This window comes from Streptomyces scabichelini, from assembly GCF_011045015.1.
Classification (GTDB): domain Bacteria; phylum Actinomycetota; class Actinomycetes; order Streptomycetales; family Streptomycetaceae; genus Streptomyces; species Streptomyces scabichelini.
In genome coordinates this window covers 1-15,513 of the sequence record NZ_JAAKZY010000057.1, presented here as the reverse complement: position 1 = coordinate 15,513, position 15,513 = coordinate 1, and the positions used below count along the sequence as shown (strand labels likewise).

The following is a 15,513-nucleotide window of genomic DNA, read 5'->3' as shown; positions in this document are numbered from 1 at the left end:
CGAAAGTCTTGTGGTCGGTGCGCTGCCCGACCCAGGTGGCTCCCGAGTACGAGGGCGGCGCTACGACATCCGTCCTTACGCGGGACCTTCCGGCACCGGCGCTTTCGCGGCGGCTGTGGCTGCGGCCATGAGCGGGGCGGCGGCCACTGCCTCGCGGTCGGGCGCGAGCGGGTCGGTCACCGTGCCGGTCTCTTCATCGAAAAGCCCCTGCGCCAGCCTGGTCACCGCTGCGGGGACCGGCGGCGCCAGGTCGGCCACAGCTCGGAGACCGGACAGGACGTCGTCGGGTCGTACGGCAGGCGTCACGTGCCGAACAACCAGCCGCAGTATCGCACAGGGCTGGTCGGTCGGCCTATCAGCCTGTGGACTGTGCGTCTCAGGCTCGGCACTGTGCGCCTCCAGGCTCGCGACCGCGGCGCGGGCGTCGAAGGTACGCATGCCGTTCTTCATCTTGCGCTGGACCTCGACGGTCTCGGCCTCCTTGAAGGCGTCGACCGCGCGCTCGGCGTCCGCGGGCGCCACGCCGTCGAGGCGCAGCTCCCACACGGAGGCCGTGAGCCGGTCGGCGAGACCCGACGTACGGGCCTCCACCGCGTCGACGACGTCGAGCCCGGCGGGCAGCGACTCGTCGAGGAGGGCACGCAGCTTGTCGGGGTCGCGCGCTTCGGTGAGCGCGATCTCCAGGTACTCGGCCTCGCTGCCCGTGCCGGTGGGTGCGGCATTGGCGTACGACACCTTCGGGTGCGGGGTGAACCCCGCCGAGTACGCCATCGGCACCTCGGCGCGGCGCAGCGCACGCTCGAAGGCGCGCTGGAAGTCGCGGTGGCTGGTGAACCGGAGGCGGCCGCGCTTGGTGTAGCGCAGTCGGATGCGCTGCACCGCGGGTGCGGGCGGCGGGCCTTCGGGCTGTCGCTTGCCCAGTGGTTCTTCTCCTCGCTGTGAGGCGGTACGTGGTGCGCCGCCTCGTGGACGTGCGGTGGACCTCGTCGCCCCCGCGTCGGCGGGAACGGTGGCGGATGACGCCTTCCGGCGTCGTCCGATCCGGATCACCCCCGCGTCGGCGGGGACAGGTCGTCGCGTCCGGACCTACCACCCAGAGTACGCGCAGGAACCACGGTGGGTTCCCGCAGTCCCTCGGTCAAGGGCACCGGTTCAGGAGCCGGCGGCGCCCCGAAGAGCATCCGCCGGATGTCCGCCCGGGTCTGCCGCACCGTCTCACGGGCGCTCGCCAGTGCCTGCCTGGTGCTGCGCCCCACGCTCCGCGCGGCTTCGGCGGCGGGCCGCCAGATCGCGTCCCGTACGACGTGTCCGACGGGGGTCAGCACGCTCTTGTACGCCCACCGCACCGGCTCCACGAAGATCCACCGGAAGAGCCGCCCGAGGAACCGCCCGACGGCGAGCGACACATACCCGGCGACCCGCCACGCATGCCCCAGCGCCGCGCCGATCTCGCGCGCGACGACGGCGATCCCCCGCCCGACCGGCGCGAGCACCCAGCGCCACAGCGCGACGGCCGGCACGACGAAGACCCATCGCAGCAACGTCCCGACCACGATCGCGACCCAGGTCACCCCCGCCCAGACCGCACGACCGACCCACGTCGCACCGGCCCACAGACCACCACCGATCCATGCCACACCGGCCCACACGCCACGAGCGACCCACGCGACACCTGCCCACACCCCACGGCAGATCCACGTCACACCGGCCCACACACCCAGGCCGACCCAGGCGATCCCCGCCCACACGGTCAGGGCCACCCACGCCACACCGGCGACGACACCCCGCGCCACCCAGGCGATGCCCCGCCCGGTCGGCGCGAGCAGCCGCGCGTACAGCCAGCCCGCCGGAACGACCACCAGCACTCGCCACAACCAGGCGCACCCGGCCCCGAACCCCCGCAGGGCCCACACGATCGCGTGCCCGACAGGCGTCAGCACGTGCGCGTACAGCCACACGGTCGGCACGACGAGCAGCACATGTCCGAGCCACCCCAGACCCCGGCCGACAGGCACGACCACGTACCGCCACAGCCCCACCCACGGCCACACGAACACCAGCTTGGCCAGCCACCCGAGGACCGTCACAACTCCCTCGGCCAGCCACACGACTGACCGCCCGACAGGCGCGAGCACCCACATGACCGCCCGCCCCAGCGGTCGGAACACCGTGTCCCTGAGGAAACGCCCGCCGACCACCAGCGCGTCCCACACCATCCGCACCGGCACGACCAGCACGAACACCACGATCCGCACGGGGATGCGGATCGCGACCGCGAGACACCCCTCGGGCGCCTCATCCCGCTGTTGCTTCGACTCGTACGGCCGCTCGTACGGCCGCGGCTCACGCATCGCGGACGACGGCTTTTCCAGGTCCATGCCGACGAAGACGCGTCAGCGGCCCGTACGGATCCAGAAACGCAGCTTTCCGTCCCGCTCGTCCTCGAACTCTCCACGATTGGCCTCGATGACCTTGCGGGAACCGACGTTGGTGGTGTCACAGGTGACGAGCACCCGGTCGAGGCCGAGGGCACGCGCGTACGGCAGGACGTCGCGGAGCATGGCGGTGGCGTACCCGTTCCGCCGCGCGGTCGGCCGTACGCCGTAGCCGATGTGGCCGCCGTAGTCGCGAAGGTGGGGTGTCAGACGGTGGCGCAGCTGTATCCGCCCGAGATAGGTCTCACCGTCCACGTACCAGTACCAACTCCCGGGCACAAAACCCTCGGGCCGGCGCCCCTCCTCCAACTCCTCCTCGCGGACGGCGGCGACATAGCGCGCGAACCCGTCCGCCTCGTGCCAGCTGTCGCCGTACACGGCGAGCTCTCGCTTGAGGCTGTTGCCGAAGTACTCACCCTCGGCGAGATTCTCCTGGACCGCTGCCAGGAAGGACGTACGGAAGCGGGGGTCAGGGCGGATGAGTTGCGGCATCGGATCATTGTGCCGGGGCGCACGAGGGTCCGGCCATGGCGTTTCCGCCGACGGCCGCCCACCGGGCCGTCGCCGGCCCGAAGCGCCGAGAACAACCGGCGTGGCGAACTCGAACACGACGGTCCAGAACGACCGGATCGCGCTGGGCACGGCCCCAGCGCTCCCTCTGCTTGCGTCCGCCCATGAGGTCCGGTCACTCAAACAGGGGAATCAACCGCTGAATCCAAAAGGCTCCGCCGCCGGGCATGGCACCGTCACCCGAAGATCAGGTGAGACGGCTTGTGCAGAGGAACCAGGGATGACAGCACCATCACCGGCCGACTCGGCAGCATCTGCTGACGGGGCGGCAGAGCCGCAGCAGGATGAGGCCCGCCGGTCACGGCACCGGTTCGACCCAACCGTGATCGTTGCCGTGATCACCGCGATCGCGAGCATCGCCGTAGCGGCAATCACCGTCCTGTCACAGGGCGACGCCGTGGCCACGCCCACACCAGTCGCCACAGCCGGACAAGACGGGGTCAAGCCCCTGAGTTCGGACCCGTACGCGCAAGGCTGCGGGCGAGACGCCCGTGCGCTCGGTGACGCCGTGGTGCTCAAGGGTGTCGGCACGGCCCGCGTCTACGAGTCCAGCGACTGCCACATGAAGTGGGTCGTCCTCACCAGTGGGCCGGCATCCGCGACGTACTTCCTTGAGCGGCGAGGACTGAGCAAGCCGACGGAGCGAATCTGGGGGACGGTCGACGGCAGGATCCACGAGGGCCAGTCGTCGAACCTGATCAATGCATTCCACACTCCGATGGTGTCCGCCGACCTCGACGTGAAGGCTTGCGTGGCCAAACGGGGGGCCAAGGCGCACTGCACGAGCTATCTCTGAATACTCAAGGCCGGGGGAATGAGACATGACGGCTGGCGGTACTGCCGTGTCCCTCACTGTCTGGGTGACACCATTCACAGAAATCCCCCGGCGAATCCCCTTCTTCTCCGCAAATCGCCACCGTCAGCGTTTAGGGAATCTTCTCACATTTGGACTCGCGCCCACCTTGGCCTTTTGGGCATGGTTTCTTTTTGACGTACAAGACAAAATCGTAGGGGATTTCTCCAGCCTTCGCTTGGCGATCCCGCTTGCCGGTTCTCTGATCACCCTTGCCCCTCTTCTCATGCAGCACGGCGAGTTCATGGAAGAGGATCTTCTCGCCGAGTTCAACAGGGAGGGCACTTTGGAGGGTTGGGACCTCCCTGCCATCCAGCACAGACTCAACAAAATTGACAGGCTTTACTATCACATTGTGCTGCCGCTCGGGCTTCTTGCCGCCGTGGCACTCTTGGCCTCAGTCGCCACCGTGGATTCCATCATCCCCGTGCGAGGCGGATGGGAAACTGCGGCGGGCTTAATTGTGGTGACCCATTTCGGGCTCACCGCCGCCAGCGGGGCATGGGGATTCATGAAAGCTCTCGCAGTCATTCCAGCCGCTGCGGCGACCGTCCGCCTACGGTGGAGCCCTTATCGATCGACGCCGTCAAAGTTGATCGACAAGGCATATTCCGTCTTGCAAGTGATGGGCGTCATTTTTAGTACGGGCACGCTGATGATCCCTGTCTTGCTCATCATTCGAGAGCATCTCAGCGCCACCTCGCAAGTAATTGTGCTGATCTATGTGGCATATCTCTTTGCGGGTGGGCTTGGATTCTTCACCATTCCTTCTATCTATATCTATAGGCTGCTCGAGCGCCATAAGGAGGAGGCTCTGGATCAGCTCGCCCCGCAGATGGAGGCACTCGTTCTGCGTCTGCGTCACGCAGACCGCTTGCCTTTGGACGAAGCTGCTCGTGTTTACTACAGCCTCCAGGCGTTGTCCCAAGTGCGGGGAGAAATGGCCGCGCAGCACTCGCTGCCCCCGCCCATGCGCACACTGACTCGCAGTGCAACCACATTGGTCCTGCCCATTCTGATTGCGGTATTCCAAGTGGTGACTGCCGACTAGGGAGATCCCTGCTAAGGAGACCCCCAGGGAGTGCTCAGTGCGCGTGCCCGCTGGTCGCAGCGTTCTTGACCGTCAGCGGCAGCAGCTTCTTGCCCGTCGGGCCGACCTGGATCTCGGTGTCCATGGCAGGGCAGACGCCGCAGTCAAAGCAAGGCGTCCAGCGGCAGTCCTCGACCTCCGTCTCGTCGAGGGCGTCCTGCCAGTCCTCCCAGAGCCAGTCCTTGTCGAGGCCGGAGTCGAGGTGGTCCCAGGGGAGGACCTCCTCGTACGTACGCTCGCGGGTGGTGTACCAGTCGACGTCCACGCCGTACGCGGGCAGCGTTTTGTCGGCGCACTGCATCCAGCGGTCGTACGAGAAGTGCTCACGCCAGCCGTCGAAGCGGCCGCCGTCCTCGTAGACGGCGCGGATGACGGCGCCGATGCGGCGGTCGCCGCGCGAGAGCAGGCCCTCGACGATGCCCGGCTTGCCGTCGTGGTAGCGGAAGCCGATGGAGCGGCCGTACTTCTTGTCGCCGCGGATCTTGTCGCGGAGCTTCTCCAGGCGGGCGTCCGTGTCCTTTGCCGACAGCTGCGGGGCCCACTGGAAGGGGGTGTGGGGCTTGGGGACGAAGCCGCCGATCGACACCGTGCAGCGGATGTCGTTCTGGCCCGAGACCTCGCGGCCCTTCTGGATCACGCGCGTCGCCATGTCGGCGATCTGGAGGACGTCGTCGTCCGTCTCCGTCGGCAGGCCGCACATGAAGTACAGCTTCACCTGGCGCCAGCCGTTGCCGTAGGCGGTGGCGACCGTGCGGATCAGATCGTCCTCCGAGACCATCTTGTTGATGACCTTGCGGATGCGTTCCGAACCGCCTTCGGGCGCGAAGGTCAGGCCCGACCTGCGGCCGTTACGAGTGAGCTCGTTCGCTAGGTCGATGTTGAAGGCGTCCACCCGGGTGGAGGGCAGCGACAGGCCGACCTTGTCCTCCTCGTACCGGTCCGCGAGGCCCTTCGCGATGTCGCCGATCTCCGAGTGGTCGGCGCTCGACAACGAAAGAAGTCCGACCTCCTCGAACCCCGTCGCCTTCAGCCCCTTGTCGACCATCTCGCCGATGCCCGTGATGGAGCGCTCGCGCACCGGGCGCGTGATCATGCCGGCCTGGCAGAAGCGGCAGCCGCGCGTGCAGCCGCGGAAGATCTCCACCGACATCCGCTCGTGGACCGTCTCCGCCAGAGGCACCAGCGGCTGCTTGGGGTACGGCCACTCGTCCAGGTCCATGACCGTGTGCTTGGACACGCGCCACGGGACTCCGGACTTGTTCGGTACGACACGGCCGATGCGGCCGTCGGGCAGGTACTCCACGTCGTAGAACGCCGGGATGTAGACGCTGCCGGTCTTCGCGAGGCGGAACAGCACCTCCTCGCGGCCGCCCGGCCGCCCCTCGGCCTTCCAGCCGCGGATGATCTGCGTCATGTCGAGGACGGCCTGCTCGCCGTCGCCGATGATCGCCGCGTCGATGAAGTCGGCGATCGGCTCGGGGTTGAAGGCGGCGTGGCCTCCGGCGAGGACGATCGGGTCGTCGAGCCCACGGTCCTTCGACTCCAGGGGGATTCCCGCGAGGTCCAGGGCGGCCAGCATGTTCGTGTAGCCGAGTTCCGTGGAGAAGCTGAGTCCGAGCACGTCGAAGGCGCGGACCGGGCGGTGGCTGTCCACCGTGAACTGCGGGACGCCGTGTTCCCGCATCAGCTCCTCGAGGTCGGGCCACACGCTGTACGTGCGCTCCGCGAGCACGCCCTGGCGCTCGTTCAGCACCTCGTAGAGGATCTGTACGCCCTGGTTGGGCAGCCCGACCTCGTACGCGTCGGGGTACATGAGCGCCCACCTGACGTCGCACTCGTCCCACGGTTTGACGGTGGAGTTCAGCTCACCGCCGACGTACTGAATGGGCTTCTGCACATGCGGGAGCAGGGCCTCGAGCTGTGGAAAGACCGACTCGACAGACATCGTGGTGGGGACCTTCGTGAGCTTGACAGGGGTGACCCTCAAGACTAACGCGTCCCAAGGAGCCCTCCGGCCGCGGCGAAGATCGACCCCCAAGCCTCCGGCAGCGCCCGCTCGACCGCCGCCGCCCGCTGCTCCTCCCTGCCGTACAGCACCCCGTACGTGAAGGAGTTCTCCCCCGCCGCGTGCGCCTGGGTGGCGAGGTCACGCAGGGCGAGGCGGACCATCACGCTGTCCTGGTGGTCGCCGAGCAGGCCCTGGAGGGACTTCATCGACCTGACCATGTCGACGGCGGGCTCGCCCAGCGCCTTGGTGGCTGCCTCCGCCGCGTACCGGGTGCGCTTGGCCTTCTTGCGGGCCTCGTGGATCGCGAGGTCGCGGTCCGGCCCTGCCGGCACCTCCATGGACTGCACGACCAGGGCGGACAGCTTCGCGAAGTCGCCGCGGACGGCCTTGCCGATCACTCTGTCCGGCGGTCCGGCGGCGGCCTTGAGCAGTGGCGGTTCGGCGATCAGTGCGTCGAGGGCGGCGAGCAGGTCCAGGTACCGCTTCCCGTCGAGGACCGCGATCAGCCGGCGGCGCGATCCGCCGCGACGGGCGTGCGCCCAGGTGCGCAGGCGGGTGCGGACGGGGCCGACGGACAGGGCGCGCGGCAGCTCGTCGAGGGCCGTGGTCAGTCGCTCCGTCAGCACTTCTTGGTCGCGGTCGACGCCCAACTCCCCGGCCAGCCACTTCAGTTCGTCGCCGATCGGGTCCGTGACGGCCCGGTCCAGGACTTTCCCGTACGAGCGGAAGCTGCTGCGCAGGCGGCGGGTGGCGACTCGCATCCGGTGCACGGAGTCGTACACGTCGCGCCGTACGGCGGGGTCGAGTTCGACGAGTGCGTCACGCTGGTCGCGTACGTACGCGAGGACGTGGTCGCCCGCGGTGACCGGCTCCTTGGTGACGACGGCCTTGGTGGCGGTGGCGACGGCCTTGGTGGCAACGGCCTTGGGCTTCTTGCGTACGGCCTTCCCGTTCTCCCCAGTCCGCCTGTTCTCCCCCGTCCGCCCGGTCTCCCCCAGCGCTCTGGCCAGTTTGGACGCCGACTTGGAGCGGCTGATGCCTGCCTTACGGAGTTTCTTCTCGACCTTGTCGAGGAAGGCGGGGTCGCGGTCGTCGCCCAGTTCGACCTCGATCTCGGTCCATTCCGTCGTACCGTCGCCGCCGCTGAGCCGCTCGGCGTGTACGCGGTCGACGCTGACCTCGGCGAGCAGGCCGCCGGAGGCGTCGACGAGGTGGCGGACGTCGCGCGCGGACTTCAGCCGTACGACGGGGAGCAGTTCGGTGTCGCGCACGCGGGAGCGGACGAGTCCGGCCAGGGTGCGGGGCAGCGTGTCGGACAGCGGGGCGTGGATCTCGTCGCGTACGCCGTCGGAGACCGGCAGTTTCAGGTGCCAGCCCGCGTCGTCGCCTCCGGTGCGGCGGCGCAGGGTGATCGATGCGGCGGCGAGCCGCTGGTCGGCCGTGTCGTAGTAGGTCGCGTCGAGTTCGGCGACGCCCTTGTCGATGACGCCCGCGACGCCGCTGACGCCGGTCAGATCCGGAAGCCCCGTACTCTCACCGGCTTCGTATTTACGCTCGATCTCCCGCTTTGTGTCCGCCATGGACCGAATCTAGTCACGATTCCATATCGGGGGCAGCCCCCAGAAGGCACGCGCTCGCCATCCGAGACACATTTCACGTTCTTCTGGGCGTTACTTCCTTCCGGGCGTTACTTCGCGCTTCCCCCGGCGACATCCCCGCTCCCCGCCTACGCGGACATCGGCCGCTGCACTCTGATCGACTGCAACAACCCCACAGCCACCCACACGGCGAACATCGACGACCCTCCGTACGACACGAAGGGCAGCGGCAGACCCGCCACCGGCATGATGCCCAGCGTCATGCCGACGTTCTCGAAGGACTGGAAGGCGAACCAGGCGATGATCCCGGCGGCGACGATCGTGCCGTACAGCTCAGTCGTCTCGCGGGCGATACGGCAGGCCCGCCACAGCACGACGCCGAGCAGCAGCAGGATCAGGCCCGCGCCGAGAAAGCCGAGTTCCTCGCCCGCGACCGTGAAGACGAAGTCCGTCTGCTGTTCGGGGACGAACTGGCCGGTGGTCTGCGAGCCCTTGCCGAGGCCGGTGCCGAAGAGGCCACCGGAACCGATCGCGATCCGGGCCTGGTTGGTGTTGTAGCCGACGCCGGCCGGGTCGAGTTCGGGGTTGGCGAAGGCGGCGAAGCGGTTGATCTGGTACTCGTCGAGGATCCCCAGCTGCCAGACCGTGATCGCGCCGACGGCGCCCGTGCCCATGAGGCCGAACACCCAGCGGTTGGAGGCACCGGAGGCGAGCAGTATGCCGAGCACGATGATCACCATGACCATGACCGAGCCGAGGTCGGGCATGAGCAGGACGATCAGTATCGGCACGGTGGCCAGGCCCAGGGACTGCAGGACCGTGCGGTGGTCGGGGTACGGCTTGTCGCCCGCGTCGACCCTGGCCGCGAGCAGCATCGCCATGCCCAGGATGATCGTGATCTTCACGAACTCGGAGGGCTGGAGCGAGAAGCCGCCGGGGAGCTTGATCCAGGCGTGCGAGCCGTTGATCGTCGCGCCGAGCGGGGTCAGCACCAGCAGGATCAGGAACACCGAGATGCCGTACAGGATGGGCACGGCCGTGCGCAGCGTGCGGTGGCCGAGCCAAACCGTGCCGATCATCAGGGCGAAGCCGATGCCCGAGTTGAGCAGGTGCCGGACCAGGAAGTAGTACGGGTCGCCCTGGTTGAGCTCGGTGCGGTTGCGGGTCGCCGAGTAGACGAGGGCCGCGCCGATCAAGGAGAGCGCGATGGCCGCGAGCAGTATCGGCCAGTCGAGCCGGCGTGCCAGCGAGTCGCGGGCGAACAGCCGTGCCCAGACGGGGCGTTGGGGGCCGTACCCGGAGACGGAGAAGCCGTTCGCGCCCGTCATGAGGTGGTCCTCCGCCTCTTCTTGCGGCGGTCGGTGCGCCTTCGCGTGTCGCGGTTGCCGGGGGTCGGCGAGGGCACCGTGGCGGCCGGGTCGTCACCGGTTCCCACCTGCTGGGCCCCCTCGCTCGCCTCAGGGGACGGCACGTACGGCTTGATCTTCGGGGAGTCGATCGAACCGTCCGGCTCGATCTTCGGCAGGCTCTTCTGCGGCTCGGGCAGCAGGGCCTTCTTCTTGTTGATGTCGCCGTCGTCGGAGACGCCGTACAGCGCGTCGTAGATGTTGCGCACGGCGGGTCCCGAGGCGCCGGAACCCGTACCACCCTGGGAGATCGTCATGACGACCGTGTAGTCCTTGGTGTACGTGGCGAACCACGACGTCGTCTGCTTGCCGTAGACCTCGGCCGTACCCGTCTTGGCGTGCATCGGGATCTTGTCCTGCGGCCAGCCGACATCGGCGAAACGCCAGGCGGCCGTACCGCGGGTGGCGACTCCCGCGAGGGCTTCGTCCATCTCGTCGCGCGTCTTCTGCGTTATCGGCAGCTTGCCGTGCGACTTCGGGGCGATCTCCTGGACGCTCTTCCCGTCGGCGCCGACGATCGCCTTGCCGACGGTGGGGTCGTAGAGGGTGCCGCCGTTGGCGATCGCCGAGTAGATCGTGGCCATCTGGATCGGTGTGACGAGCGTGTCGCCCTGGCCGATGGAGTAGTTGACGGAGTCACCGGCACGCATCTTGTTGCCCTCGAGGCAGTTCTCGTACGCGATGCGCTCGGCGTAGTCGCCGCTCTTCTTGCCGGTCTTGCACCAGGAGTTCTTGTTGGCCTTCCAGTAGTCCTGCTTCCACTGACGGTCGGGGACGCGCCCGGTGACCTCGTTCGGCAGGTCGATACCGGTCTCCTTGCCGAGGCCGAACTGGTGGGCGGTCTTGTAGAACCAGTCGTCAGGGTTCTTCTTCGGCTTGGTGCCGCCGTCCCGCTTCCACTCCTCGTGGCCGAGCCGGTAGAAGACGGTGTCGCAGGAGACCTCCAGGGCACGGCCGAGGCTGATCGGGCCGTACCCCTTGGACTCGAAGTTCTTGAAGACCTGGCCGCCGATGGAGTACGAGCTGGAGCACTGGTACGGGCCGTCGAAGGGGTAACCCGCGTTGATCGCGGCGGCCGTCGGGATGACCTTGAAGATGGAGCCGGGTGCGGACTGGCCCTGGATCGCCCGGTTCAGGAGCGGGTAGTTGGAGTCCTTGCCGGTGAGCCTGGCGTAGTCCTTGCCGGAGATTCCGCCGACCCAGGCGTTCGGGTCGTACGTCGGGCTGGACGCCATGGAGACGATGCGCCCGGTCTTGGCCTCCATGACGACGACGGCGCCGGAGTCCGCCTTGTACTTCTCGCCGGTGTTCTTGTCGTACACATCGCGGGCCTTCTTCATCGCGTCGTTCAGCTCGTACTCGGCGACGCGCTGGACGCGGGCGTCGATGCTGGTGACGAGGTTCGCGCCGGGCTCGGCCGGGTCGCTCTTGGCCTCGCCCATGACGCGCCCGAGGTTGTCGACCTCGTAGCGGGTGACGCCGGCCTTGCCGCGCAACTGCTTGTCGTACTCGCGCTCGAGCCCTGACCGGCCGACCATGTCGGAGCGGAGATACGGGGACTCGGTGTTCTCCGCTTCCTTGATCTCCTCGTCCGTGACGGGCGAGAGATAGCCGAGAACCTGCGCGGTGTTGGCGTCACCGGGGCTCGCGTAGCGGCGTACGGCCTGAGGCTCGGCGGTGATGCCGGGGAAGGCCTCGGAGCGTTCGCGGATCTGAAGGGCCTGCTTGGGCGTGGCCTCGTCGGTGATGGGGATCGGCTGGTAGGGCGAGCCGTTCCAGCACGGCTGGGGCGTCTTGGAGTCGCACAGCCGCACCTTGTCCATGACGTCCTTGGGCTTCATGCCCAGAACGCCGGCGAGCTTGGTGAGGACCGCCTGGCCGTCGTCCTTCATCTTCAGCAGGTCGGTGCGCGAGGCGGAGACCACGAGCCGGGTCTCGTTGTCGGCGATCGGCACGCCGCGGGCGTCGAGGATCGAGCCGCGTACGGCGGGGCTGACGACCTGTTGAACGTGGTTGCCGGACGCCTCCTTGGCGTAGGCGTCGCCCTCGCGGATCTGGAGATACCAGAGGCGTCCGCCGAGGGTGGCAAGGAGGGAGAACACAAGAATCTGAATGATGACGAGCCGAATCTGAACCCGTGGGGTCCGCCCGGTCTCAGGAATATTGGTCACGGCTGCTGCCTCCCCCTCTCAACACGCGTACGGGACATGCGCCCCGTTAGGGGCGCGGGGAACTGCGCGACAAGCCACGGCGTACCCGCAGCCGAAATACGACGTCTCAAGGGGGGTCTGGGGGCGCAGCCCTCAGGGATGGGAAGGGTAGGGACAGGGGTCAAAGCCGCTTGACCCCCTTGATCCGTCCCGCCCGCGCAACGCGCGACTTCGCGGACTTCATACGGAGCCCACCCCGCTGCCCACCGAGCCGCAGCCCCGTGCCGGACGACAGCCAGCCCGCGGTGACGTCCGTCTTGGCGGAGGTGGTGGTCTCGGCGAGCGGGTCGTTGTCGGCGCGCCGGGCCAGCGCCATGATCCCGGGGACCACGAAGGGCGCGAGCAGCAGGTCGTACAGGGCGGCCGTGAACAGCAGGCTGCCCAGGCCCACATGGCGGGCGGCGGTGTCGCCGACGAGGGCGCCGACTCCCGCGTACAGAAGTGTGGAGCCGATCGCGGCGGCGACGACCACGACCATCGGGCCGGTCGCGGACCTGAGCTGGCCGTTGTCGGGCTTGGCGAGGCCGACGAGATAGCCGATGACGCACAGCACGAGGGCGTAGCGCCCGGCGGCATGGTCGGCGGGTGGCGCGAGGTCGGCGAGGAGGCCGGCGCCGAAGCCGACGAAGGCGCCGCCGACGTGGCCGTACACCAGGGCGAGGCCCAGGACGGTGAGCAGCAGCAAGTCCGGTACGGCGCCGGGGAGGTGGAGGCGGGCGAGGATGCTCACCTGGATCACCAGGGCGACGATCACCAGGGTGGCGGAGAGCAGCATTCGGTTGAAGCGCACGGGATTCAGCTCCTACTGCTCTTGCTGCTCTTGCGGCAGGCCGTCGGCGGGCACCTCGGCCGACGGGGTGACCGTCACGGTCACCGTCGGCGTGGGGGTCGGCTTGGGTTTGGGGGGCAGCACCTGGTCACGGGGGTCCCTGGGCGGGTTCTCGGTGACGACGCCGACGATGTCGAGCTTGGTGAAGCCGACGTACGGCTCGACGTAGATCGTGCGGGTCAGGTCGCCGCCGGAGGGGTCGACGCGGGAGACGACGCCGACGGGGACGCCGGGTACGAACGGCTTGTCGGCCTGGGATCCGAAGGTGACGAGGCGGTCGCCCTTCTTGATCTCGGCCTTGCCGTTGAGCATCTCCACGCGCAGCGGGCGGTCGCCCTGGCCGGAGGCGAAGCCGAGTTCGTCGGTGGCCTCCATGCGCGTACCGACCGTGAAGTCCGGGTCGCTGGCGAGCAGCACGGTGGCGGTGTTCGGCCCGACGGTGGTCACCCGCCCGACCAGACCGTCACCGTTCAGGACGGTCATGTCGCGCTTGATGCCGTCGTTCGCGCCGACGTCGATGGTGACGGTCCAGGAGAAGCCCTGGGCCGCTCCTATCGCGATGACCTCGGCGCCCTTGATGCCGTACTGCCCGGCGCCCGCCGTCTTCAGAATCTTGTCGAGCTGTTTCAGCCGGCTGCGGTTACGGTCGTCACTGCCCAGCTTCGCCTTCAACGCGGCGTTGTCACGCTCCAGTTGGGCGACCCTGTCGTGCCGGTCGCCGGAGTCGCGGACCGCAGCGATCGCGTTGCCGACGGGGTCGACCGCGGTGGACACCCCGTCCTCGATCGGGCCGAAGACCGTGGCGGCGGCCGAGCGGGCCCCGTCGACGGGTGAGTCCTCGCCGCCGCGGATGTCCACCGTGATCAATGCGAACGCGATGGCGATCAGCAGCACCAGGAGCAGCCGGCTCTCTCGTGTGTCCCTCACGTGCGGCGGCCGTGCCTTCCTCGTCGGAATTCTTGTGTTCTTGTGGAGGGCTCCCCGAGGCAGGGGCGCCGGGGCGCTATGTGGGAGCTTATGTCTCCATATCGCGGGAGCTTATGTCTCCATATCAACGATCCGCCGCACGAGAAGAGATCGTCTCGTACGGCGGAATCGAAGAGTTACGTCATCTGCGGGGCTGGGCGTCCAGCACCTGCTGGAGCGCCTCGAACTCCTCCACGCACTTGCCGGAGCCGAGCGCCACGCTGTCCAGCGGGTCCTCGGCGATATGGATCGGCATACCGGTCTCACGCCGCAGCCGCTCGTCGAGCCCGCGCAGCAGCGCACCACCACCCGTAAGAACGATCCCCCGGTCCATGACGTCACCGGAGAGCTCGGGCGGACACTTGTCGAGCGTGGTCTTCACCGCGTCGACGATGGCGTTGACCGGCTCTTCAATGGCCTTCCGGACTTCGGCCGCGGAGATGACGACGGTCTTCGGCAGACCGGACACGAGGTCCCGGCCGCGGATTTCGGTGTGCTCGTCGGTGTCGAGATCGTACGCAGAGCCGATGGTGATCTTGATCTGCTCGGCCGTCCGCTCACCGAGGAGGAGCGAGTACTCCTTCTTGATGTGCTGGATGATCGCGTTGTCCAGTTCGTCGCCCGCGACGCGGATGGACTGTGCCGTGACGATTCCGCCGAGCGAGATGACCGCGACCTCCGTGGTGCCGCCGCCGATGTCCACCACCATGTTGCCCGTGGCCTCGTGGACCGGCAGGCCGGAGCCGATGGCCGCGGCCATCGGCTCCTCGATGATGTGCACCTGGCGCGCACCGGCTTGCGAGGAGGCCTCGATGACGGCGCGCCGCTCGACGCCCGTGATCCCGGAGGGCACACAGACCACGACACGAGGACGGGCGAGATACCGCCGCTTGTGGATCTTCAGGATGAAGTAGCGGAGCATCCGCTCGGTGATCTCGAAGTCGGCGATGACGCCGTCCTTCAGCGGGCGCACGGCGACGATGTTGCCGGGTGTCCGGCCGATCATCTTCTTCGCCTCCGCGCCGACCGCGAGAATTCCACCAGTGTTGGTGTTGATCGCGACGACGGACGGCTCGTTGAGTACGATCCCTCGACCCCTGACGTACACCAGCGTGTTGGCGGTCCCGAGGTCGACAGCCATGTCACGGCCGATGAACGACATTGAGTTCCCCATCAGGATTCGTCTGGCCTTCCCAAGTGGAGCTTTTGATGGCTTGTTAGGTCGGCGAGGGTTGAGCGCTGTGACGTGAAGGCTTCCATCGTAGTCTCGCCTGCACCGAACACCGCGCGAGGGTCTTCGCCATTGTCAGCAGATGATGTGCCGCCTCGCTTGTGGAGACGAGCCAATGGAGGCAAGCGTTCCCCCGATCGCCACGCATATGCCAGGCTACGCCCGCCTTTTTCGCAACCGCCCCTGGTCAGGTGCGCACTTGGTTTGACACTACGTCAGAAAATCTTCCGGTACGCCGGGTGGGTGCGGGCCGTGTCGCGCCTGCGGCCGTTCTTGTGGTCGGGGCCGGGGGGCTCCGCCGGGCCGGGTTCCGTGGC

The 15,513-nt window shown here is 67.9% G+C and carries 12 protein-coding genes; 2 read left to right on the top strand and 10 right to left on the bottom strand.

Translation table 11 applies throughout. From position 1 onward, the window contains the following. Positions 1-75: 75 nt before the first annotated feature. From G5C60_RS19475 to G5C60_RS19465, 3 genes are all read right to left on the bottom strand, one after another. Positions 76-879 (bottom strand): TIGR03936 family radical SAM-associated protein, encoded by an 804-nt coding sequence (locus G5C60_RS19475; protein WP_165260960.1) that lies wholly within the window; start codon positions 877-879, stop codon positions 76-78. A 167-nt stretch (positions 880-1,046) separates the two neighbouring features. Further along, positions 1,047-2,378 carry a hypothetical protein gene (locus G5C60_RS19470; protein ID WP_420907388.1) on the bottom strand — a complete coding sequence of 444 codons (1,332 nt, stop codon included), beginning with the start codon at positions 2,376-2,378 and terminating at the stop codon, positions 1,047-1,049. A 15-nt stretch (positions 2,379-2,393) separates the two neighbouring features. After that, the gene (locus G5C60_RS19465; RefSeq protein WP_165260958.1) at positions 2,394-2,927 is read right to left on the bottom strand and encodes a GNAT family N-acetyltransferase; all 534 of its coding nucleotides are present in this window, start codon (positions 2,925-2,927) and stop codon (positions 2,394-2,396) included. A 400-nt stretch (positions 2,928-3,327) separates the two neighbouring features. Between G5C60_RS19465 and G5C60_RS19460 the strand changes: the two genes are divergently transcribed. Next, positions 3,328-3,801: a hypothetical protein gene (locus G5C60_RS19460; protein ID WP_165260956.1), complete on the top strand. Its 474-nt coding sequence runs from the start codon at positions 3,328-3,330 to the stop codon at positions 3,799-3,801. A gap of 25 nt (positions 3,802-3,826) precedes the next feature. Next, positions 3,827-4,909, top strand: coding sequence for a hypothetical protein (locus tag G5C60_RS19455; protein WP_165260954.1), 1,083 nt, complete (start codon positions 3,827-3,829; stop codon positions 4,907-4,909). Positions 4,910-4,943: 34 nt separating this feature from the next. On the opposite strand, the gene G5C60_RS19450 is transcribed toward G5C60_RS19455, so the two are convergent. The 7 genes from G5C60_RS19450 to G5C60_RS19420 form a co-directional block, all read right to left on the bottom strand. Then, positions 4,944-6,893, bottom strand: a complete 1,950-nt coding sequence (locus tag G5C60_RS19450; protein WP_165260952.1) for a TIGR03960 family B12-binding radical SAM protein — start codon at positions 6,891-6,893, stop codon at positions 4,944-4,946. A gap of 44 nt (positions 6,894-6,937) precedes the next feature. Beyond that, positions 6,938-8,536, bottom strand: coding sequence for a CYTH and CHAD domain-containing protein (locus tag G5C60_RS19445; protein WP_165260950.1), 1,599 nt, complete (start codon positions 8,534-8,536; stop codon positions 6,938-6,940). A 146-nt stretch (positions 8,537-8,682) separates the two neighbouring features. Continuing rightward, the gene (rodA, locus tag G5C60_RS19440; protein WP_165260948.1) at positions 8,683-9,882 is read right to left on the bottom strand and encodes a rod shape-determining protein RodA; all 1,200 of its coding nucleotides are present in this window, start codon (positions 9,880-9,882) and stop codon (positions 8,683-8,685) included. Then, positions 9,879-12,131 carry a penicillin-binding protein 2 gene (mrdA, locus tag G5C60_RS19435; RefSeq protein WP_165260946.1) on the bottom strand — a complete coding sequence of 751 codons (2,253 nt, stop codon included), beginning with the start codon at positions 12,129-12,131 and terminating at the stop codon, positions 9,879-9,881. The genes rodA and mrdA overlap by 4 nt, the downstream gene beginning before the upstream one ends. Positions 12,132-12,291: 160 nt before the next feature. Beyond that, entirely contained in the window at positions 12,292-12,960 is a 669-nt protein-coding gene (gene mreD, locus G5C60_RS19430) for a rod shape-determining protein MreD (RefSeq protein ID WP_165260944.1), read from the bottom strand. A 12-nt stretch (positions 12,961-12,972) separates the two neighbouring features. Further along, positions 12,973-13,926 (bottom strand): rod shape-determining protein MreC, encoded by a 954-nt coding sequence (mreC, locus tag G5C60_RS19425; protein WP_165260942.1) that lies wholly within the window; start codon positions 13,924-13,926, stop codon positions 12,973-12,975. A gap of 181 nt (positions 13,927-14,107) precedes the next feature. After that, entirely contained in the window at positions 14,108-15,127 is a 1,020-nt protein-coding gene (locus tag G5C60_RS19420) for a rod shape-determining protein (RefSeq protein WP_081217257.1), read from the bottom strand. Positions 15,128-15,513 lie beyond the last annotated feature (386 nt).